The organism is Streptomyces sp. NPDC026659 (assembly GCF_040638245.1).
Classification (GTDB): Bacteria; Actinomycetota; Actinomycetes; order Streptomycetales; family Streptomycetaceae; genus Streptomyces.
Map to the genome: position 1 here is coordinate 279936 of NZ_JBEZXY010000010.1, position 24208 is coordinate 304143.

The following is a 24208-nucleotide window of genomic DNA, read 5'->3' on the forward strand; positions in this document are numbered from 1 at the left end:
GTCGCGCTACCGCTGGGCTTCCATGGCGTCGACGAGGCTCTGGGGCCGCATGTCGGTCCAGTTCTCCTCGACGTACTCCAGGCACGCGGCGTGGGTGTCCGGGCCGTGGGCGACGGTCCAGCCGGCCGGGACGTCCGCGAACTGCGGCCACAGCGAGTGCTGGTTCTCCTGGTTGACGAGCACGAGGAAGGTGCCGTCCTGGTCCTCGAAGGGGTTGGTCGTGGACATCAGTCCTCCTGGTTGGTGGTGGTGGTGTCACCGGTGGCCTCGGCGAGCCTGGCGGCCAGGATCGGTCCGATCTGGGCCAGCGAGCCGGCCTGGGTCATCCGGTCGTGCCGGGTGGTGATCTCGTGCGAGTCGAGCCGGCCGGTGAGGTACGGGCGCCAGAGGGCCGGCCCGGCGTCGTCGTGGTCCCGGTCGATCGTGGAGTTGAACAGCAACAGGTCCCCGTCGAACCGGCCCGGGACGAAGTCGACCGCCAGCTTCGCGTTGTTGATCATGATCTGGACGACGACCTCGATCTGCTGCCCCGTCAGACCGGCCAGCGCGCTGCCCCGGCGGCGCAGGATCCCGGCCACCTCCTCATGGGTCAGTGGCCGGTCGCCCAGCTCGTCCAGGTTGCAGTCGAGCATCCCGACGAGCACGTCCCGCTCGGTGGGCACGGGCACCTCCTCGAACGTCACGTCCTTCACCGGATAGGCGTCGAGGATCGCCAGCAGCGCCGTCCGCTCGCCCTGCGCCTGCAACTCGCAGGCGACGGCGTGGGCGATGAGCCCGCCGGCCGACCAGCCGAGCAGCAGATAGGGGCCCTCGGGCTGGATCTTGCGGATCTGGCCCGCGTAGTCGGCCGCCATCTCCTCGTAGGACGACGGCAGGGGTTCGGGGCGGCCGAGGCCGCGCGCCTGGATCGCGTAGACCGGGTGGTCCGAACCGATGTGGTTCAGGAGCCCGCTGTACGACCAGCTGATGCCGCCGCCGGGGTGGACGCAGAACAGCGGTGTCCCGCTGCCCGTCGTGCGCAGCGGCAGCAGCACGTCCAGCGCGTCGTCGGGATCGTCCATGATCAGGCGTTCCGTGAGCCCGGCCACGGTCGGCGCCTCGAACAGCGTGCGCAGGCCCACCTCGACGCCGAGGGTCTCGCGGATGCGGGAGACCAGCCGGGCGGCGAGCAGCGAATGGCCGCCCAGGTCGAAGAAGCTGTCGTCGATGTGCACCTGGTCCCGGCCCAGGGCCTGGGCGAACAGGTCGCACAGCAACTCCTCGCGGGGCGTCCGGGGACCGCGCCCGCTGCCCGGCACACCGTAGTCGGGCACCGGCAGGGCGGCCCGGTCCAGCTTGCCGTTGGCGGTCAGCGGCAGCGTGTCCACGGCGACGAACGCCGACGGCACCATGTACTCGGGCAGTTCGCGGCGCAGCCGGTCGGACAGCTCACCCGTCTCGGGGGCACCCCCGGGAGCGGGTACGAGATAGGCGACGAGCCGCTTGTCGTCCGGCTGGTCCTCGCGGACGACGACGGCCACCTGGGCGACGCCCGGGCAACCGGCCAGCACCGCCTCGATCTCACCGGGTTCGATCCGGAAGCCGCGCAGCTTGACCTGGTGGTCGGCGCGCCCGGCGAACTCCAGCGTGCCGTCGGCCAGCCACCACGCCAGGTCGCCGGTGCGGTACATCCGGCTTCCGGCCGGACCGTACGGGTCGGCGGTGAACCGCTGCACCGTCAGGCCGGGCCGGCCGACATAGCCCCGGGCCACGCCCACCCCCGCGAGGTACAACTCGCCGACCACGCCCGGCGGTACGGGCCGCAGCCGGTCGTCGAGCACATAGGCGCGCATGTTCGCCATCGGGCGGCCGATCGGCACGGTCGCCGCGTGCTCGGGGAGTGTGTCCACCGGGTGGCAGGTGGCCAGGGTCGTGGCCTCGGTGGGCCCGTAGCCGTTGACCACCGTGATGCCGGGGCAGGCCTCCCGCACCCGGGCGACGGCGGCCGGGGACACCACATCGCCACCGGTCCACACCTCGCGGACCCCCGCGAGCAGGCCCGGCCGCTCCTCGGCGACCAGCCGGAACAGCCCGGCCGTCAGCCACAGCCCGGTCACCCCGTGCTCCTCGACCGTGTGGTGCAGCAGATCGAGGTCGAGCCGCCCGGGCGGTGCGACCACGACCCGGCCGCCGCCGAGCAGCGGTACCCAGTGCTCGTACGTCGACAGGTCGAACGCGGTGGGGGAGTGCAGCAGCACCCGCTCGTGTCCGCCCCCGCGCCAGCACGGGGTCAGGGCGTGGGCGATCACGTCGCGGTGGGTGACGGCCACGCCCTTCGGGCGCCCGGTCGAGCCGGAGGTGTACATCACGTACGCCAACTGCATCGGATCGCACGGCACTTCGGGGTCGGAGGTGTCGGACTCCGTCTGGAGCAGCGCGCTCAGCACGTCCTCGGTGAGGACCAGCGCGGCCCCGGCCTCCTGGAGGATCAGGCCGATGCGGGACTGCGGGAACCGGGAGTCCAGGGGCACGTAGGCGCCGCCCGCCTTGATGATCGCCAGGATCGCCACGACCAGGTCCGCCGAGCGCTCCATCAGGACCGCGACCGGTGTCTCCGCCGCCACGCCCTGGCGGATCAGCGCCCGCGCGAGGCGGTTGGCCCGCTGGTCGAGCTCCCGGTAGGTCAGCTCGGTGCCGCCCGCCACGACCGCCACGGCGTCCGGGGTGGCCCGCGCCTGACGGGCGAACAGCTCCGGCAGCGCGGCCCCGGGCAGCTCCACGGCGGTGTCGTTGAACTCGGACAGCAGCCGGTGGCGTTCCTCGCCGGACAGGATGTCGATCCGGCTGATCGGCCGGCCGGGGTCGGCCGCCACCGCGCGCAGCAGGCGCGTCCAGCGGTCGAACAGCAGCTCCACGGTGGCCGGGTCGAACAGATCGGTGGCGTACTCCACCGCACCGGCCATGCCGTCCGGGCTGCCGTCCGGACCGTACTGCTCGGCCAGGCTGAACGTCAGATCGACCCGCGAGGTGCCGGTGGGTGCCGCCAGGTGACCGGTCGACAGACCCGGCAGATCGAAGTCGCTCACCGGCGCGTTCTGCAGGGCCAGCATGATCTGGAACAGCGGGTGGTGCGACAGCGACCGGGCCGGGTTGACCACCTCGACCAGGTACTCGAACGGCACGTCCTGGTGGGCGTACGCGGACAGCGCCTTCTGCCGCACCCGCCCGAGCAGTTCGGCGAAACCGGGGTCGCCACTCGTGTCGGTGCGCAGCACCAGCGTGTTGACCATGAACCCGACGAGGTCGTCCAGGGCCTGGTCGGTGCGGCCCGCGATGGGGCTGCCGACCGGGATGTCGGTGCCCGCGCCGAGCCGGGTGAGCAGCGCGGCGAGACCGGCCTGGAGGACCATGAACACGCTGGCGCCGTGCGCGGTCGCCAGGTCCCGCAGCGCGTGGTGCAGTTCGGCGTCCAGCCGGACGGCGAGCGTGCCGCCCCGCTGGGAGGCCACAGCCGGCCGGGGCCGGTCCGCGGGCAGCTGCAGCCGCTGCGGCAGTCCGGTCAACTCCTCGCGCCAATAGGCGAGTTGACGGGCGAACAGGCTGTCCGGGTCGGTGGCCTCGCCGAGCAGATCGCGCTGCCACCGGGTGTAGTCGGCGTACTGCACCGGCAGCGGGGACCACCGCGGCTCCTCGCCCCGGCAGCGGGCCGTGTAGGCCGTCGCCAGGTCCCGGGAGAGCGGGCCCATCGACCAGCCGTCGGCCGCGATGTGGTGCACCACGAGCAGCAGGACATGCCGGTCGGGGGCGAGCGCGAACAGCTCCGCGCGGATCGGCGGCTCGGCGGCCAGGTCGAAGCCGTACCGGGCCCCCTCCGCCAGCCGGGCGGCCAGCCGTGCGTCGTCGAGCTCCACGACCGGGAGCCCGGGGCGGGCCTCGTCCTCGCTCAGCACGAGCTGGTACGGCACGCCGTCCGCCTCGCGCAGCACCGTCCGCAGACTCTCGTGCCGGGCGATCACGTCGGCGACCGCCGTGTGCAGCGCCGCCCGGTCCAGTTCACCGTCCAGGCGCAGCGCGAGCGGCATGTTGTACGTGGCGCTCGGCCCGTCCATCCGGTGCAGGAACCACAGGCGTTGCTGGGCGAAGGACAGCGGGATCCGCTCCCCGTCCCGGTGGCGCGCGGACGCCTCCGTGACGCGCGGACGGGCGGTCAGCGCGGGGCGCCGCGTGACCGAGCCGTCGAGGCGGGCCGCCAGTGCCGCCACGGTCGGGTGCTCGAAGAGCGTACGGACCTCGATCTCCACACCGAAGGCGGTGCGGACCCGGGAGGCGAGACGGGTCGCCAGCAGGGAATGCCCGCCGAGGTCGAAGAAGCTGTCCTCGACGCCGACCCTGGGCAGCGCGAGCACGTCGGCGAAGAGATCGGCGAGCAGCTGTTCCTGCGGGGTGCGCGGCGCCCGCCCGGCCGCGGCCGTCCCCAGGTCGGGTGCGGGCAGCGCGCGGCGGTCGACCTTGCCGTTGGGGGTCAGCGGCAGCGCGTCCAGGACGACGATGGCCGACGGCACGAGGTAGTCGGGCAGCCGGTCGCGCAGCCGGTCGCGGAGCGCGCCGACGAGGGCGCCCGTGGCGCGGCTTCCGGTCGGGCGGTTGGTGAGCGAGGACAGCTCGGTGCCGGACGGCCGCAGCGGCCGGTAGGCATCGAGGGGTGCTTCTCCTGGTACATCGAGCGGTGCCTCGCCCGGTACGCCGCCGATGACGACGTCCAGGGCGTCGGCCGCGCCGGCCGACCAGGTGACGGCCACCCGGCGGCCGAGTTCGTCGCCGAGTTCGCGGAAGTCCTCCGGATCGGGCAGACCGCCCTCGTCCGGGCCGTGCAGCCGGTCCAGCAGTCCGGGGAGCGTGCCGTCCCCGTCGCGCACCGCCCGGGCCAGCTCCGCTTCCCGGGCCACGCGCCGGTTCGGCACCCCGGTGATGCGCACCCCGGTGAGGCGCACCGCGTCCGCGCCGGGCCCGGTGAACAGCTCGCGCACGTCCGTGAGGCAGGCGACCTCACGGCCCCATGCGAGCTCCCGCGTCGCGGCCGCCGCCGGAACGGCCGACCGCTCGTGCAGCGTGACGTCGTAGCGGTAGCGGGTGAGCTCGTTGTGGTGCCGGCCGCGCTTGACCTCCACGGCCACGGCGCCGACGGTGCCGCGGTCGCGCAGGGCGGTGAAGAAGTCCGGGTCGACCAGGAGTTCCTTCTCCACCAGGAGGGACTGCTCCACCGCACGGCGCACCGAGGGCAGGTCGGCGCCCCGGTCGGCACGGTGGAGCTGTACGGCCGTCGTCAGCGGGCGCAGCAGCCGCAGGTTGCGGACGTCGCCGACGAAGAGCGCCCCGCCGGGTGCGAGCAGCCCCATCAGCCGGTCGATGACGTCCGCGAGGTAGTCGGCGGACGGGAAGTACTGGACGACGGAGTTCAGCACGATGGTGTCGAACCGCCCGGCCGGCAGTCCGTCGGTGTCGTGCGCCGGGCGGGTCCGCAGCACCACGCGCTCGGCGAGCCGCTCCTCCCGCGCCACCTGGGCGGCCAGGGTGTCGATCGCGGTGGCGGAGAAGTCGGTCGCCCAGTAGGTCTCGCAGTGCGGTGCGATCTGCGAGAGGAGCAGACCGGTGCCCACACCGACCTCCAGCACCCGGCGGGGGCGCAGGGCCAGGATGCGCGCCACGGTGGCGTCCCGCCACTCCTTCATCTGCTCGATGGGGATCGGACTCGCGTCGTAACTGCTGTTCCAGCCGACGAAGTTCTGCCCGAAGGCGGCTTCCCCGGGAACGATCGGCAGCGCGTCGTAGATGTCCCGCCACTCGCCCACGTGGTCCGCTTCGAGGCCGCTGTCCCGGTCCGGCTCCTGACGCGGAACGACATAGCCGACGAGCCGGTCGCCCTGCGCGAGGACCGCGGCCTGGGCGACGGCGGGGTGTTCGGCCAGTGCCGCCTCGACCTCTCCGGGTTCGATGCGGAAGCCGCGTACCTTCACCTGGTCGTCGGCGCGGCCGGCGTATTCCAGCTCTCCGTCGGTGCGGCGGCGTACGAGGTCGCCGGTGCGGTACATGCGTGCGCCGTCTTCGGAGAAGGGGCAGGCGACGAACCGCCCGGCCGTGAGTCCCGGCCGGTTCAAATATCCGCGCGCCAGGCCCGCCCCGGCGACGTAGAGCTCACCCGCCACACCGGGCGGCACCGGTTGCAGCCGCTCGTCCAGGACGTACACCCGCGCGTTGGCGATCGGCCGGCCGATCGGCGGTGTGCCTGCTCCCGGGGAGAGCGGGTCGCTCATGGTCGCGCAGACCGTCGTCTCGGTCGGGCCGTACGCGTTGATCATCCGGCGGCCCGGGGCCCAGCGTTCCACCAGCTCCGGTGGGCACGCCTCACCCGCCACCACCAGCGTCGACAAGGTCGGCGCGTCCCGCTCCACGGTGGCCAGGACGGACGGGGGCACGGTCGCGTGAGTGACCGCGAGGCCCGGATCGGTCAGCGCGGCGACCGGGTCCGCCGCGGGGGGCAGCACCAGCGCCGCGCCGCGCAGCAGGGCGGTGAAGACCTCCGACACCGAGGCGTCGAAACTGGGCGAGGCGAACTGGAGCACCCGGCTCCCGGGCTCGATCGCGAACCGCTCGATCTGGGCGGCGACCAGACTCGCCACACCGGTGTGGCTGACCACGACGCCCTTGGGGCGGCCGGTTGAGCCCGAGGTGTAGATCACGTAGGCGGGGTTGCGGACGTCGAGCGGGATCTCCGGGTCGGTCTCCGGCCAGTCACCGTCGTTCACCGTCGCGGGGTCGTCGATCACCACGGTCGGGCGGGCGTCGTCCAGCATGAACGCGATGCGTGACGGGGGGTAGGCGGGGTCCACGGGCAGGTAGGCGGCTCCGGACTTCAGCACGCCGAGGACGGCGACCACGGATTCCGGTGACCGGGGCAGGGCGACGGCCACGATCTGCTCGGGGCCCACGCCCTGGGCGATCAGGGCGTGGGCGAACCGGTTGGCCCGCGCGTTCAGTTGGGCGTACGTCAGCTCGGTGTCGCCGCAGACGACCGCGACCGCGTCCGGCGTCGCCGCCACCTGAGCCGCGAACGCCTGCGGCACAGGCACGGTGCCCACCTCGCGGGCGGTCGCGTTGCCCTCCTCCAGCAGCCGGTGCCGCTCGTCGGTGCCGAGGAGGTCGATCAGCCCGATCGGCCGCTCGGGGTCGGCGGTGACCGCCTCCAGCAGGAGCGTCCAGCGTCGGGCGAGGGCGGCCACCGTGTCCCGGTCGAACAGGTCGGTGGCGTACTCCACCCCGCCGACGATCCCGGCCGGGCTTCCGTCCGGCCCGAACTGCTCGGCGAGGTTCACACCGAGGTCGAACTTCGCGGTTCCGGTGGCCACCGCGTAGGTCGCGACCTCCAGACCGGGCAGCGAGAAGCGGCCCATCGGCGCGTTCTGCACGGCGAGGACGGTCTGGAAGAGGGGGTGGTGGGACAGGGAGCGGGTGGGGTTGAGTACTTCGACCAGGTGTTCGAAGGGTACGTCCTGGTGGGCGTAGGCGGAGAGTGCTGTTTCCCTTACGCGGTCGAGGAGTTGGGTGAAGGTGGGGTCGCCGCTGGTGTCGGTGCGCAGGACGAGTGTGTTGACGAAGAAGCCGACGAGGTCGTCGAGGGCTTCGTCGGTGCGTCCGGCGATGGGGCTGCCGATGGGGATGTCGCATCCCGCGCCCAGTCGTGTGTAGAGCGCGGCGAGGGCTGCCTGGAGCACCATGAACAGACTGGTGCCGGTACGCCGTGCCAACTCGCCCAACGACGCGTGCAGTTCGGGGGAGAGTTCCAGGCCGATCTGGTCCCCGTGCCAGCGGGCCACGGCAGGCCGCGGCCGGTCGGCGGGCAGTTGCAGAAGCTCCGGCAGGTCGTTCAACTGCTCCTTCCAGTAGCCGAGTTGTTCGGCGAACCGGCTCTCCGCGTCGTCGGCGTCGCCGAGCAGGTCGCGCTGCCAGAGCGTGTAATCGGCGTACTGCACCGGCAGGGCCGGCCAACTCGGTGCGCGGCCCTGGGACCGTGCGGCGTACGCCTCGGCCAGGTCGCGGGCCAGCGGGCCGGTGGACCAGCCGTCACCCGCGATGTGGTGCATCACCACCAGCAGCACGTGTTCCTGCGGCGCGAGCGTGAAGAGCCGGGCCCGCAGCGGCGGTTCTGCCGCCAGGTCGAAGGGCTGCCGGGCGAACTCCGCCAGTAGACCGGGCAGTTCGCCCTCCTCCACCTCGGCAGACGGCATCGGGGGACGCGCCGCGCCCGGGTCCAGGACGCGTTGGCACGGTACGCCGTCGACCTCCGGGAACACCGTCCGCAGGCTCTCGTGCCGGGCCACCACGTCGGCGAGTGCCGCGTCCAGTGCCGCCGCGTCGAGCGTCCCGGTCAGCCGGAGGGCCAGCGGGATGTGGTACGTCGCGGCGGTGCCGTCCATGCGGTGCAGGAACCAGAGCCGCCGCTGCGCGTAGGAGAGCGGTACCGTCTCCGGCCGCGCCTGCGCCGTCAGCGCCGGGCGGACGTGACCGGCCTCGTCCAGCGCCTGGGCCAGGTCCGCCGCCGTGGGCGCCTGGAAGAGCGCGCGCAGCGCCAGTTCCACCCCGAGGACCGAGCGAATCCGTGCGACCAGCCGGGTGGCGAGCAGGGAGTGCCCGCCCAGGTCGAAGAAGTTGTCGTCGGCCCCGACCCGGGGCGCGCCCAGCACCTCGGCGAACAGCTCGCACAGGATCTGCTCGCGCGGTGTACGCGGCGCGCGGCCCGTCGCCGCGGTGACCGGCTCGGGCGAGGGGAGCGCCCCTCGGTCCAGCTTCCCGTTCGGCGTCAGCGGCAGCGCGTCCAGCACCACGAACGCCGACGGGACCAGGTAGTCGGGCAGACGGTCACGCAGATGAGCCGTCAGCTCCGCCGGTCGGACGACCGCACCGGGACACGCCGTCACATAGGCGACGAGCCGGTCGCCCTGTGCGAGGACCGCGGCCTGGGCGACGGCGGGGTGTTGGGTCAGTGCCGCTTCGATTTCGCCGGGTTCGATGCGGAAGCCGCGTACCTTCACCTGGTCGTCGGCGCGGCCGGCGTATTCCAGCTCTCCATCGGTGCGGCGGCGTACGAGGTCGCCGGTGCGGTACATGCGTGCGCCGTCGTCGGAGAAGGGGCACGCGACGAACCGCCCGGCCGTGAGCCCCGGCCGGTTCAGATATCCGCGCGCCAGGCCCGGGCCCGTGACGTACAACTCGCCCGTCACACCCGGCGGTACGACGCGCAGCCGCTCGTCCAGCACGTACACCCGGAAGTCCGCGACCGGTCGGCCGATCGGGGGTGTGCCCGCTCCCGGAGAGAGCGGGTCGCTCATGGTCGCGCAGACCGTCGTCTCGGTCGGGCCGTACGCGTTGATCATCCGGCGGCCCGGGGCCCAGCGCTCCACCAGCTCCGGTGGGCACGCCTCACCCGCCACCACCACGGTGGCGGCCGTGACACCGGCGTCGTCGAGCGCGGCCAGGGCGGAGGGCGGAAGCGTCACATGGGTGACGTCGAGCCGGTGGTCCGTCAGGGCCTCCAACGGGGCCTCGGACGGGGCCAGGACGAGGGCGGCACCCGTGAGCAGGGCGCCACACAGGTCCCAGAACGCCGCGTCGAAGCTGGGCGAGGCGAACTGGAGCACGCGGCTGCCCGGCCCCACGCCGAGCCGCTCGACCTGAGCCGCCACCAGACTCGCCACGCCGGAATGGCTGACCACGACGCCCTTGGGGCGGCCGGTGGAGCCCGAGGTGTAGATGACGTAGGCGGGATGCCGGACGTCGAAGGTGGTCACCGGAGGGGAGTCCGGCCAGTCCCCGTCGTTCACCGTGGCCGGGTCGTCGATCACCACGGTCGGGCGGGCGTCGTCCAGCATGAACGCGATGCGTGACGGGGGATAGGCGGGGTCCACGGGCAGGTAGGCGGCCCCGGACTTCAGTACGCCGAGGACGGCGACCACGGATTCCGGTGACCGGGGGAGGGCGACGGCCACGATCTGCTCCGGGCCGACGCCCTTGGCGGTCAGCGCGTGGGCGAACCGGTTGGCCCGCGCGTCGAGTTGCGCATAGGTGAGTTCGGTGTCGCCGCGGACGACCGCGACCGCGTCCGGTGTCGCCGCCACCCGCGCCGCGAACATCTCCGGCACGCTCGACGGGGCGGTCCCGCTGCCGGCGGTGGGCAGCAGCGCGCCGCGCTCCTCGTCGGACAGCAGGTCGATCCTGCCGATCGGCAGGTCCGGGGCTGCCGCCACCGCGGCCAGGAGCCGGGTCCACCTGGTGAAGAGGGTCTCCACCGTCGAGCGGTCGAACAGATCGGTGCTGTACTCGACCGCACCGCTCAGACCGGCCGGAGCGCCGTCGGAGCCGTACCGCTCCGCCAGGCCGAAGGTCAGATCGAGCCGGGAGGTCCCGGTGGACACGGGCATGCCGGTGGTCGTCAGACCCGGCAGGTCGAAGTCACCGCCCGGCGCGTTCTGGACGACCAGTCCGGTCTGGAAGAGGGGGTGGTGGGACAGGGAGCGGGTCGGGTTGAGTACCTCGACCAGGTGCTCGAAGGGTACGTCCTGGTGGGCGTAGGCGGAGAGTGCTGTTTCCCTTACGCGTTCGAGGAGTTGGGTGAAGGTGGGGTCGCCGCTGGTGTCGGTGCGCAGGACGAGTGTGTTGACGAAGAAGCCGACGAGGTCGTCGAGGGCTTCGTCGGTGCGTCCGGCGATGGGGCTGCCGATGGGGATGTCGCATCCCGCGCCCAGTCGTGTGTAGAGCGCGGCGAGGCCGGCTTGGAGCACCATGAACAGACTGGTGCCGGTACGCCGGGCCAACTCGCCCAACGACGCGTGCAGTTCGGCGTCGATCCGGACGTCCAGCACGTCTCCGCGGTACGACATGGCGGCCGGACGCGGCCGGTCGGCGGGCAGGGCCAGCTGGTCGGGCAGCCCGGCCAGCGCCTCGGTCCAGTGGGCGACCTGGCGCGAGAACACGCTGTCCGCGTCGTCCTCGTCGCCGAGGATCTCGTGCTGCCACAGGGTGTAGTCGCCGTACGTCACCGGCAGCGGTGGCCATGCGGGCGCACCGCCGCCCTGCCGGACGGCGTAGGCCGCGGCGAGGTCGCGGGCCAGCGGGTCCATGGACCAGCCGTCACCGGCGATGTGGTGCATCACCAGCAGCAGCACGTGCTCCCGGGGTGCGAGGGCGAACAGCTCCGCCCGCAGGGGGAGTTCCGACGCCAGGTCGAATTCCCGCACCGCCGCCGCCCGCAACAGGGCCGGTACCTCCGCCTCGTCGGCCGCGCGCAGGGCCAGCGGGACGGCGATCCCGGCGGGGTCCAGCACCCGCTGGTGCGGAATGCCCGCGGTGTGCGGGAAGACCGTGCGCAGGGTCTCGTGCCGGGCCACCACGTCGGTGAGCGCCGCGCCCAGCGCGGCCCGGTCGAGGTCGCCGGACAGCCGGAGCGCGAGCGGCATGTGGTAGGTGGCGCTCGGCGCCCCGAACTGCTGGAGGAACCAGAGCCGGCGCTGCGCGAACGACAGCGGCATGGGCTCGCGGCGGGGCCGGGGAACCAGGGCCGACCGCGCGGCACCGGCGTCCTGCAGCCCGGCCGCGAGTCCGGCGGGCGTCGGCGTCAGGAACAGGGTGCGCAGCTCCAGCTCGACACCGAGGGCCGCCCGGATACGCGAGACCAGCCGGGTGGCGAGCAGGGAGTGCCCGCCCAGGTCGAAGAAGTTGTCGTCGACCCCGGCCCGGGGCAGGCCCAGCACCTCGGCGAACAGAGTGCACAGGATCTGCTCCTGCGGCGTGCGGGGCGTACGGCCGCTCCCGGCGTTCCCCGGCTCGGGCTCGGGCAGCGCCTCCCGGTCCAGCTTGCCGTTCGGCGTCAGCGGCAGCGCGTCCAGCAGCACGAACGCCGACGGGACCAGGTAGTCCGGCACGCGGTCCCGCAGATACGTCTGCAGTACAGCGGCTGTCGTTCCGGCGCCTGTCGTGGGCACCACGTACGCGACGATCCGCAGCTCGCCCGGCCGGTCCGCCCGGGCGAGCACCGCGACCTGGGCGACACCCGGATGCGCCGCAAGCTCGGCCTCGATCTCGCCCGGCTCGATCCGGAAGCCGCGCACCTTCACCTGGTGGTCCACCCGGCCCGCGAACTCCAGCTCTCCGTCGGCACGCCAGCGGGCCAGGTCACCGGTGCGGTACATCCGCACGCCGGGCGGACCGTACGGGTTGGCGACGAAGCGTGCGGCTGTGAGCCCGGGCCGGTTCAGATAGCCGCGGGCGAGTCCCGCCCCGGCGAGGTACAGCTCACCCGTCACCCCGGGCGCGACCGGCCGCAGGGCCGAATCCAGCACGTATGCACCGCAGTTGGCGATCGGCCGGCCGATCGGCACCGGCAGCGGGCAGTCGGCGGGGTCGGCCGGCAGCGGGTAGGCGGTGATCACATGGGTCTCGGCGGGGCCGTAGTGGTTGTGCAGCACCCGGCCGGGGCGCCGGGCCTGCAAGCGGCGTACGGCACCGCCCAGCCGCATCGCCTCGCCCGCCTGGGCGATCAGCCGCAGGCGCGGCAGGTCCAGCCCGGCCTCCTCGGCGGCCTCGGCCAGCGCCTCGACCACCAGATTGGGCGCGAACAGCTCCTCGACCTCGTGCCGGTCCAGCCAGTGGGCGAACAGCTCGGCGCTGCGGCGCACCTCCTCGGTCGGCACCACCAGGGTCTTGCCGTACAGCAGCGCCGAGAGCGTCTCCTGGACCGAGACGTCGAAGCTGATCGCGGTGAACTGCGCGGTGCGGGTGCCGGGTTCGCCACCGACGGCCCCGTGGTGCCACGCCAGCAGGTTCAGCAGCCCGGCCGCGGGCATCGTCACGGCCTTGGGGCGGCCGGTGGAGCCCGAGGTGTAGATGAGGTAGGCCGGGTGCCGAGGGTCCACGGCGACGGCCGGATCGTGCTCCGGCCACTCCCCGTCCGGCGTGACGGCCACGAGGTCGTCGAGCACCACGGCCGGTCGCGCGTCCTGAAGCATGTAGGCGATACGGGCGGCCGGGTAGGCCGGGTCGACCGGCAGATACGCCGCACCCGTCTTGAGCACCGCGAGGACGGCCACCACCAGCTCGGCGGAGCGCGGCAGCCGCAGGGCGACGACCCGCTCCGGTCCGGCCCCGCGCGCGATCAGCGCGTGCGCCAGGCGGTTGGCCCTGCGGTTCAGCTCGCGGTAGGTCAGCACGGTGTCCTCGAACACCACCGCGGGGGCGTCCGGAAGCGCGCGGACCTGGGCCTCGAACAGGGACGGCAGAGCGGTGGCGGGAGCCGGGCACGCGGTGTCGTTGCGCTCGACCAGCAGCTCGTGCCGCTCCTCGGCGGTCAGGACGTCGATCCGGCTCAGCGGCCGGTCCGGCTCGGCGACCACGGCCGCCAGCAGGCGCAGCCACCGGGCGACCAGCGCCTCCACCGTGGCGTGGTCGAACAGGTCGGTGCTGTACTCGACCCGCCCGACGATGCCCTCGGCCGGCCCGCCGGTGCCACCGCGCTCCAGCAGGTGGACGGAGAGATCGAACATCGCCGTGGGCGTCCGCACCAGAACGGTCTCGGCGCTCAGGCCGGGCAGCGCGAACTCGGCGCGGGGCACGTTCTGCAGCGCCAGCAGCACCTGGAACAGGGGCTGGCGGGCGAGCGAGCGGGCCGGGTTCAGGGCCTCCACGAGATGCTCGAACGGCAGGTCCTGGTGCGCGTACGCGGCCAGCGCGTTCTCCCGCACCCGGCCCAGCAGCTCGGCGAAGGTCGGGTCGCCCGAGGTGTCGGTCCGCAGCACCAGGGTGTTGACGAAGAACCCGACGAGATCGTCCAGGGCCTGGTCGGTCCGGCCCGCGATCAGGCTGCCGACCGGGATGTCGCTCCCCGCCCCGAGCTTGTCCAGCAGCGCCGCCAGCGCGGCCTGCAGCACCATGTAGGCGCTGGCCCCGTGCTCGCGGCCCAGGCGGACGAGACCCGCGTGCAGTTCGGCGTCCAGCTCGACCGCGAGGTTGCCGCCGGAGCTGGAGGGAACGGAGGGACGGTGGCGGTCGGCGGGCAGCGCGATCTGCTCCGGCAGGTCCTTGAGCGTCCGCTTCCAGTAGGCCGTCTGGCGGGCGGACGGGCTGTCCTCGTCGGCCGCGTCGCCGAGCAGCCGGTCCTGCCACAGGGTGTAGTCGGCGTACTGGACGGGCAGGGGCGCCCACCGCGGTTCCTCGCCCCGGCAGCGGGCCGCGTACGCGGTGGCCAGGTCGGCCGACAGCGGGCCCAGCGACCAGCCGTCGGCGGCGATGTGATGGACCACCACCAGCAGTACTTGCTCGTCCGGTGCGGTCTCGAACAGCTCGGACCGCAGGGGCGGTTCGGAGGCGAGGTCGAATCCGCGCGCCGCGGCCGCCGTCAGCAGCCCGGGCAGCTCCGTCTCCTCGGCCGGGACGACCCGCAGCCCCGGCCGCACCACTCCGGGGGCCAGCACCCGCTGGTACGGCACGCCGTCCGCCGCCGGGAAGACCGTCCGCAGACTCTCGTGCCGGTCGACCACATCGGCGAGCGCCTGCTCCAGGGCCACCCGGTCCAGCCGTCCGGACAGCTGCCACGCCAGGGGCATGTTGTAGACCGGCGCGGCACCTTCCAACTGATGCAGGAACCACAGCCGTCGCTGTGCGGAGGACAGCGGTACCCGCTCGGGCCGCTCCGCCCGTTCCAGGGCGGGCCTGGCCCGGTCGGCGCCCTCCAGAACCGCGGCGAGCCCGGCCACGGTCGGCGCCCGGAACAGGCTGCGGAGCGCCAGTTCGACACCCAGGGTCGCCCGGACCCGGGCCACCAGCCGGGTGGCGAGCAGGGAGTGTCCGCCCAGGTCGAAGAAGTCGTCGTCGACGCCGACCTCCGTCACGCCCAGCACCTCGGCGAACAGTCCGGCCAGCACCTGCTCCCGAGGAGTGCGCGGCGCCCCGCCGCTCCGCGATCCGGTGAAATCGGGTTCGGGCAGGGCACGCCGGTCGAGCTTGCCGTTGGCGGTCAGCGGCAGGGCATCGAGGACGACGAACGCGGCCGGCACCATGTAGTCGGGCAGCCAGTCGCGCAGATGACCGCGCAGTTCCTCCGGCCGGAGCCCGGCACCCGCGGCGGGCACCAGGTAGGCGACCAGGCGCGTGTCCTCCGCCTGGTCCGTCCGCGCGATCACCGCCACCTGGCCGACCCGCGGGTGGTCCGCCAACGCCTTCTCGATCTCGCCGAGTTCGATCCGGAAGCCGCGCACCTTCACCTGGTCGTCGGCGCGGCCGAGGAATTCCACCTGGCCGTCTGCGCGTCGGCGCACCAGGTCCCCGGTTCGGTACATGCGCTCACCTGCCGCGCCGAACGGGCAGGCGACGAACCGCCCAGCGGTCAGCCCCGGCCGGTTCAGGTAGCCGCGTGCCACGCCCGGGCCGGCGAGGTACAACTCCCCGGTCACGCCCGGCGGCACCAGGCCCAGCCGCTGGTCCAGCACGTACGCCCGGAGACCGGCGACAGCACGGCCGATCGGCGGTACGCCGGACCCCGGCGACAGCGGCTCGCTGATCGTCGCGACCACCGTCGTCTCGGTCGGACCGTACGCGTTGATCATCCGGCGCCCCGGCGCCCAGCGCGCCACCAGCTCCGGCGGGCACGCCTCACCCGCCACCGCCAGCGTCGGCACGGTCACCGCGTCCGGCGAGAGCGCCGCCAGTACGGACGGCGGTACCGTCGCGTGGGTGAGCATGAGGCTCGGATCGGTCAACGCGGCGACCGGCTCGGTCGCGGGTGCCGGCACCAGGGCCGCACCGGTGAGCAGAGCGCCGAGGATGTCCCACAGCGAGACGTCGAAGCTCGGCGAGGAGAACTGGAGCACCCGGCTGTCGGCGCCGATGCCGAGCCGATCGGTGTGCGCCGCCGCCATGGCCCGCACGCCCGCGTGGCTCACCACTACGCCCTTGGGCCGGCCCGTCGAACCCGACGTGTAGATCACGTACGCCGCGTGCCGGGCGTCCACGGCAACGACCGGGTCGGTCTCCGGCCACTCCGGCACTTCGGCCACCATCGCCGGGTCGTCGACCACCACGCTCGGCCGCGCGTCCTTCAGCATGAACACGATCCGCGACTGCGGGTAGACCGGATCCACCGGCAGATAGGCGGCTCCCGCCTTCAGGACGCCCAGAACGGCCACCACGAACTCCACCGACCGCGGCAGCGCCACCGCCACGACCTGCTCGGCAGCCACCCCGCGAGCGATCAGCGCATGCGCGAACCGGTTGGCCCACGCATTCACCTGACGGTACGTCAGTTCAACATCCTTGGCGGCCAGGGCAACGGCCTCCGGGGTGGCCGCCACCTGAGCCGCGAAGGCCTCCAGCACGCTCTCGGTGACCGCCCCGTCCTCGACGGAAGGCAGCAGCTCGCAGCGCTCCGTGTCGGACAGCAGCCCGACGCGGCCCAGCCGCTGCCCCGGGTCGGCGACGACCGCCCTCAGCAACCGCTCCCAGCGCGCCACCATCGCGTCGACGGTCGCCGGATCGTAGAGATCGCTCGCGAACTGGACGGACGCGTCGATCCCGGCCGGGGAACCGTCTCCGGCGTATCGCTCGGCCAGTGAGAAGACGAGGTCGAACTTGGCCGTGGCCGTGACCGGCTCCACCTCGGCGACGCGCAGCCCCGGCGGGGCGAAGTCGGCCCGGGGCACGTTCTGCAGCACCAGCATGACCTGGAACAGCGGGTGGTGCGCCAGCGACCGCACCGGGTTGAGGGCCTCGACCAGGTACTCGAACGGCAGCTCCTGGTGCGCGTACCCGGCCAGCGCGGTCTCCCGCACCCGGCCCAGCAGCTCGGCGAACGTCGGGTCGCCCGAGGTGTCCGTACGGAACACCAGCGTGTTGACGAAGTAGCCGACCAGGTCGTCGAGCGCCTGGTCGGTCCGGCCCGCGACCGGGCTGCCGACCGGGATGTCGTCGCCCGCGCCGAGCTTGCTGAGCAGGGCCGCGAGCCCGGCCTGGAGCACCATGAACAGACTGGTCCCGTGCGTACGGGCCAGCTCGCGCAGACCCCGGTGCAGCTCCGCGTCCAGCCCGGCGTGCACGAAGCCGCCCCGGTGCGAGGCGACCGCCGGGCGTGACCGGTCGCCGGGCAGCTGGAGCTGTTCCGGCAGACCGGCCAACTGCCGCGTCCAGTAGGCCGTCTGGCGGGCGAGCGGACTCTCCCGGTCCGTCGCGTCGCCGAGCAGCTCGTGCTGCCACAGGGTGTAGTCGGTGTACTGGACCGGCAGCGGAGACCACGTCGGCCGCTCGCCGCGGCGGCGCGCCGCATAGGCGGCGGTCAGGTCCTTCGCCAGCGGGCCCAGTGACCAGCCGTCCCCCGCGATGTGGTGGAGCACCAGTTGGAGCACATGCTCGTCCGGCGCCTGCTCGAACAGCGCGACGCGCAGCGGCAGATCGGCCGCCAGGTCGAACGGTCGGCCCTTCATGGCCGCCAGCGCGCCCGGCAGCCCGTCCCCGGTGATCCGGCCCGTTTCCAGGCGCGGGCGGGCGGCCTCGCCGTCCAGCACCCGTTGGTACGGCACACCGTCCACCACGGGGAAGACGGTGCGCAGGGTCTCGTGCCGTCCGACCACGTCCGCGAGGGCGTCCTCCAGGGCCCGCCGGTCCAGCTCTCCGGACAGCCGCCACGCCAGGGAGATGTGGTAGTCGGCCCCGGCACCCTCCAGCTGGTGCAGGAACCACAGCCGCCGCTGGGCGAACGACAGTGGGGTCCGCTCCGGCCGCGAGTGGGGCTCCAGCGCCGGCCGCGCCTCGCGGGCACCCGCAAGGGCGGCGGCCACCCCGGCCGGAGTCGGCGTCTCGAACAGGGTGCGCAGTTCGAGCTCCACCCCCAGGGTCGCGCGGACCCGGGCGGCCAGGCGGGTCGCCAGCAGCGAGTGCCCGCCGAGGTCGAAGAAACTGTCCTCCACTCCGGCCTCGGCCATGCCGAGGACCTCGGCGAACAACTCGCACAGGATCTGCTCCTGCGGTGTACGCGGCACGCGGCCGGTGTGCACCGGGGCGAGGTCGGGTGCGGGCAGGGCGCGCCGGTCCAGCTTGCCGTTGGCGGTCAGCGGCAGGCTCTCCAGCATGACGAACGCGGCGGGCACCATGTGCTCGGGCAGCCGCTCCCGCAAGTGCTCGCGCAGCTCGGCCGGGCGCGGAGCCGCATCCCCGGCGGGCACCAGGTAGGCGACCAGCCGGGTGTCGTCGGCCCGGTCCTGCCGCGCCAGGACGGCGACCTGCGCGACGGCGGGGTGCGCGGCGAGCGCCGCCTCGATCTCGCCGAGTTCGATCCGGAAACCCCGGACCTTCACCTGGTCGTCGGCCCGGCCCACGAACCGCAGGTTGCCGTCCGCGCCCCGGCGCACGACGTCGCCGCTGCGGTACATGCGCGCACCGGCCGGCCCGAACGGGTCGGCCACGAAGCGTCCGGCGGTCAGAGCGGGCCGGTTCAGGTAGCCGCGCGCCAGTCCGTGGCCCGCGACGTACAGCTCACCCGGCACACCCGGGGGCACCGGCCGCAAACGGTCGTCCAGCACGTACGTGCGCAGGCCGGGCAGGGCCGCGCCGACCTGGCCGGGAACGGTGCCGGAGCGGTCGAGCGCCGCGTGCGTCACGTGCACGGTGGTCTCGGTGATGCCGTACATGTTGACCAGCCGTGGGGCGTCGTCCGGGTGCCGTTCGTACCAGTTCGCCAGCCGGGCGTGCTCCAGCGCCTCGCCGCCGAACACCACGGTGCGCAGGGCGAGCGAACTCCCGGTCTCCGGTGCCTCCTCGTCCGCCCGCATCAACTGGTAGAACGCGGACGGCGTCTGGTTGAGCACCGTCACCCGCTCACGGGCGAGCAGCTCCAGGAACAGGTGCGGCGAGCGGCTCGTCCCGTGGTCCACGACCACCAGCCGGCCGCCGTGCAGCAGCGCGCCCCACAGCTCCCACACCGAGAAGTCGAAGGAATAGGAGTGGAAAAGGGTCCAGACGTCGTCCGCGGAGAAGCCGAACAGTTCCCGGGTGGCGTCGAACAGCCGCACCACGTTCCGGTGCGGCACCACGACACCCTTGGGGTCGCCGGTGGAGCCGGAGGTGTGGATGACGTAGGCGGGGTGTTCCGCACGGACGGCGGTCCCCGGGTCCGTGTCCGGCAGCCCGCTCAGGTCGGCGGCGTCCAGCAGGAACCGGTCCACCTCCTCCGTACCCGGCAGTTCACCGATGGAGCCGGTCGTCACGAGCAGCGACGGCCGGGTGTCCCGCAGCAGGTACGCGATCCGGGCGGCCGGGTACTGCGGGTCGATCGGAACGTAGGCGGCGCCCGCCTTGAGGACTGAGAGGACCGCCACCACCAGGTCGGCCGAGCGCGGCAGGGCCAGCGCCACCAGCCGCTCCGGCCCCGCCCCACGGGCGATCAGGGCGTGCGCGAGCCGGTTGGCCCGGGCGTTCAACTCGCCGTACGTCAACGTGACTTCGCCGCTCACGACGGCGACCGCCGCCGGGTTCGCCCGGACCCGATCCTCGAAGAGCGCGGTGAGGGTGGTCTCCGGCAGTTCCCCGTCCCTGTCGTCGACGGCCGGCAGCAGCGCGCCGAGTTCGTCGGCGGAGAGCACGTCCACCTGGCCGATCCGCCGCCCCGGGTCGGCCACCACGGCGCGCAGCAGACGCAGCCACCGCTCGACGATCCCCTCCACGGTGGAGGCGTCGAACAGGTCGGTGCTGTACTCCACCAGGCCCGACAGGCCGTCGGTGCCTGGCTGTTCGGTCAGCATGAAGGTCAGGTCGCACTTGGCCGTACCGGTGTGGACCAGGTCGGCCGCGACCCGCAGCCGCGGCAGGTCGAACGTGGCGAGCGGCGCGTTCTGCAGCGCGAGCATGGTCTGGAACAGCGGGTGGTGCGACAGCGACCGGGCCGGGTTCAGCGCCTCCACGAGGTGCTCGAACGGCACGTCCTGATGCGCGTACGCGGTCAGCGCGTCGGCGCGCACCCGGGCCAGCAGTTCGGTGAACGACGGGTCGCCCGAGAGGTCGGTGCGCAGCACCAGCGTGTTGACGAAGAAGCCGACCAGGTCGTCCACGGCCTCGTCGGTGCGTCCCGCGATCGGCGTGCCCACGGGTACGTCCGTGCCCGCTCCGAGCTTGCCCAGCAGGGCGGCCAGCCCGGCCTGGAGCACCATGAAGAGGCTGGCCCCGCCGTCGCGGGCGAGCGTGCGCAGGCCCCGGTGCAGCTCGGCGTCGATCCGTACCGGCAGATGGGCGCCCCGGTGCGACGTCACCGCAGGCCTCGGCCGGTCGAACGGCAACTCCACCTGCTCCGGCAGGCCCGCCAACTTCTGTTTCCAGTAGTGCAGTTGGGTGCTCAGCAGGCTGTCCGCGGCCGCGTCCTCACCGAGCAGCTCCCGCTGCCAGAGCGTGTAGTCGGCGTACTGGACCGGCAGCGCGGACCACTCCGGCTTCCCCCCTTCGCAACGCGCCGCGTAGGCGGTCGTCAGGTCCCGCGAGAGCGGCCCCGTCGACCAGCCGTCACCGGCGATGTGATGCACCACCAGCAGCAGCACGTGCTCGTCGGCACCCGACCGGAACAGCTCGGCGTGCAGGGGCGGCTCCTCGGACAGCTCGAAGCCGTGCCGGGCCGCCATCGCCAGACGGTCCGGCAGCTCCTCCGCGCCGATCTCGGTCACCCGCAGCCGCGGCCGCGCGTCGTCGGGGTCCAGCACCCGTTGGTACGGCACGCCGTCGGTCACCGGGAAGACGGTACGCAGACTCTCGTGCCGTTCGACCACGTCCGCCAGGGCGGCCTCCAGCGCCCGCTGATCCAGCTCCCCGGACAGCCGCAGCGCCAGCGGGATGTTGTAGGTGGCCCCCGGACCCTCCATCCGGTGCAGGAACCACAACCGGCGCTGGGCGAAGGACAACGGCATCACCTCAGGCCGCTCGCGCCGCTTCAGAGCGGGCCGTGCCCCGTCCGCGCCGTCCGCTGCCGCCGCCAGCTCCGCCACCGTCGGTGCTTCGAACAGGTCCCCCAGCCTCAGCTCCACGCCCAGTGCCGACCGCGCCTTGGCGACCAGCCGGGTGGCCGACAGCGAATCTCCGCCGAGGTCGAAGAAGTTGTCGTCGGGACCGGCCCCGGCCACCCCGAGCACCTCGGCGAACAGCCCGGCCAGCAGGTGTTCGGTCGCGGTGCGCGGAGCACGGCCCGGGGCGGCGGTGGCCCGCTCGGGGACGGGAAGGGCCCGTCGGTCGAGCTTCCGGTTCGGCGTCAGCGGCAGCGTCTCCAGCGACACGAACGCGGCGGGCACCATGAACTCCGGCAGCCGCTCGCGCAGGTGCGCGCGCAGCGCGGGCACGCTCACCCCGGCACCGGGCACCGGCACGACATAGGCGACGATCCGGGTGTCCCCCTCGTCACGCACCACGACGGCGGCTTGCGCGACCTGCGGGTGCTCCGCCAACGCCGCCTCGATCTCGCCGAGTTCGATGCGGAAGCCCCGGATCTTGACCTGGTCGTCGGTACGGCCGAGGAACTCCAGGTTCCCGTCCCGGCCCCACCGCACCAGGTCACCGGTGCGGTACATGCGCGCACCGGCCGGACCGAACGGGTCGGCCACGAAACGCCCGGCGGTCAGCCCGGGCCGGTTCAGATAGCCACGGGTGAGGCTCGCGCCCGAGATGTACAGCTCACCCGCAAGACCCGTGGGCATCGGCCGCAGCGCGCCGTCCAGGACATACAGCCGGGTGTTGCCGACCGGCCGGCCGATCACCGGGCGCCTGCTCGACGCCAGAGGTGCGACGACCGTGTTCACCGTGCACTCGGACGGGCCGTAGAGGTTCAGGCAGGACACCCCGTCGGCCGCCCGCAGCCGTTCCCACAGCGCTTCCGGCACGGCCTCCCCGCCCGCCGCGACGATCGCGGGACGCCACTGCGGACCGTCCAGCAGTCCCCGCTCCACCAGAACGTGGAGGTACGACGGCGTGGCCTCGACGAAGTCGAGCCGGAGGCGCCGGGCGTAGTCCAGGAAGGCGTCCGGGTCGGTCCAGGTCGCCTGGTCCGGGACGTGCAACTCATGGCCCGCGAACAGACCGAGCAACTGGTTCCAGGAGGCGTCGAACGAGACCGACGTGGTCAGGGCCACCCTCAGCCGTCGCCGGTCCCCGGGCACGGGCGGGAAGAGGCTCTGCCGCTGGCCCTCGAACAGGTTGAGCAGGCTGCCGTGGGTCGCCGTCACACCCTTGGGACGCCCGGTGGAACCGGACGTGTAGATGACGTAGGCCGGGTGCTCCGGTTCGACGGCCGCTTCAGGGTCTGTTGCCGGGCACCGCGCCACCGTCGCGGCGCTCTCCGGGGCGTCGAGCACCAGTCGTCCGGCGGGACCGGCCCCGGGCAGCCGGTCCTCGGTGCGGGAGTCGGTCACCACCACGATCGGCCGGGCGTCGTCGAGCATGAAGGCGATCCGGGCGACCGGGTACTCCGGATCGACCGGAACATACGCCGCCCCCGCCTTCAGCACCGCGAGGATCGCCACCACCAGCTCGGCCGAGCGCGGCAGGGCCACCGCCACCAGCCGCTCCGGTCCCGCCCCCCGGGCGATGAGGGCATGGGCCAGCCGGTTGGCCCGCGCGTCCAGCTCCGCGTACGTCAGCGACGCGTCCGGCCCGGCCACCGCGACCGCGTCCGGCGTCGCCCGCACCTGCGCCCGGAACACCCGAGGCAGGCTCTCGGCGGAGACCGGGACCACCGGTCCGGCGCCCAGCGCCGGCAGCTCACGCTCCTCGTCCGCGTCGAGCAGACCGACCCGGCCGACGAGCTCCTGCGGGGCACAGTCGGCGAGGGTGCCGACGAGCGCGGTCAACCGCCGCTGATGGAGCGCCAGTTCGTCCTCGCTCCACACCTCCGGCGCGCCCTTGAGTTCGACCCGCAGCTCACTGTCCCCCCGGCAGCCCATGACCCAGAGCGCCAGCCCGGCGGCGGGCTCCGGGAGCAGATAGCGCAGCGTGGCGGGATGCCCGGCGAAGGTCGGTGAGGAGTCGAAGACCATGATGTTGACGACCAGCGGGAACGCCGCCGCGGTGGCACCGGGACCGCCCAGGTCGCGGAGCAGCTCCTCACCGCGGTAGCGCTGGTGCGCGAGGGCCGCGTCGGTCTCCCGCGCCACCTCGGCGATCAGGTCGTGCCACCGCGTGTCCGGTCGTACCGCCAGACGCAGGGGTACCACGTTCGCCGTCATGCCGGGGGTGGACAGCGCGGCGCGATCGCCCCCCTCGCGCCCGGTGACGGGGAGGCCGATCAGCACGTCCCGGTCCCCGGTGAGCCGGTGCGCGTAGAGAGCCGCCGCCGCGATCAGGGGACGGGACCAGTGGACTTCGGACCCTGCCGTGCCCGCGCGCAGCGCGTCCAGCCGGAGCACCGCCGGTTCGGCGGCGGCGGGGCCGCTCCCGTCGTGCGGGGCCCGGCCGGTGAGCTGAGTGGGCTCCGGCTGTCCGGCGAGCTGCTCCGTCCAGTACGACCGGTCGGTGGCGAACTGCTCCGAGGCGCGGTAACCGGCGTCACCGCGGACCAGCTCGGCCAGGGAACGGAACGGCGACGGCGGGACCGGGGCGCCGGTGGCCAGTGCCGTGTACGTCCGGGTGAGCCGCCGCCGGACGAGAGAGAGTCCGAAACCGTCCATCACCAGGTGATGGTGGTTCTGGTACACGAGGTGGCGGGTCGGAGAGAGGCTGATCAGGGCGAAGCTGAAGAGCGGATCGCGCGAGAGGTCCAGCGGGCGCATCCGGTCCCGTGCCATCCACGCGTCGGCCGCCGCTCGCGGGTCGGCCTCCGCGCTCAGGTCGAGCAGATGGGGCTGCCAGTCCCATGTCTCACGGACGACCTGCAGCGGCTCCTGACCGTCGTCGACGAAACTCACGTGCAGCGCGTCGGTCTCGTCGACCACCCGGCGCACCGCGGCCTCGAAGACCCGCGCGTCGACGGGGCCGTGGACCTCCAGGCAGTCGCCGATGCGGTAGGCGTCGAGCGCTGTCCGCGCACGCTGCTCGGCGAGCCAGATCTCACGCTGGGCAGCCGTCAGGGGAAGGGCATCGCCGTCGCGACGGGACATGGGGTGGTACCTCCAGAAGTGTGGGCAGGCGTGGTCGCAGAGCGCGCCAGGGCGCGCCGACCGCGGTGATGTCACGC

The 24208-nt window shown here is 73.4% G+C and carries 2 protein-coding genes; both read right to left on the minus strand.

Annotated features, from left to right (window positions below):
- Positions 1-6 precede the first annotated feature (6 nt).
- Entirely contained in the window at positions 7-228 is a 222-nt protein-coding gene (locus tag AB0E91_RS25270) for an MbtH family protein (RefSeq protein WP_361786170.1), read from the minus strand.
- The gene (locus tag AB0E91_RS25275) at positions 228-24131 is read right to left on the minus strand and encodes a non-ribosomal peptide synthase/polyketide synthase (RefSeq protein WP_361786173.1); all 23904 of its coding nucleotides are present in this window, start codon (positions 24129-24131) and stop codon (positions 228-230) included. Before AB0E91_RS25275 ends, AB0E91_RS25270 begins: the two co-directional genes overlap by 1 nt.
- Positions 24132-24208 lie beyond the last annotated feature (77 nt).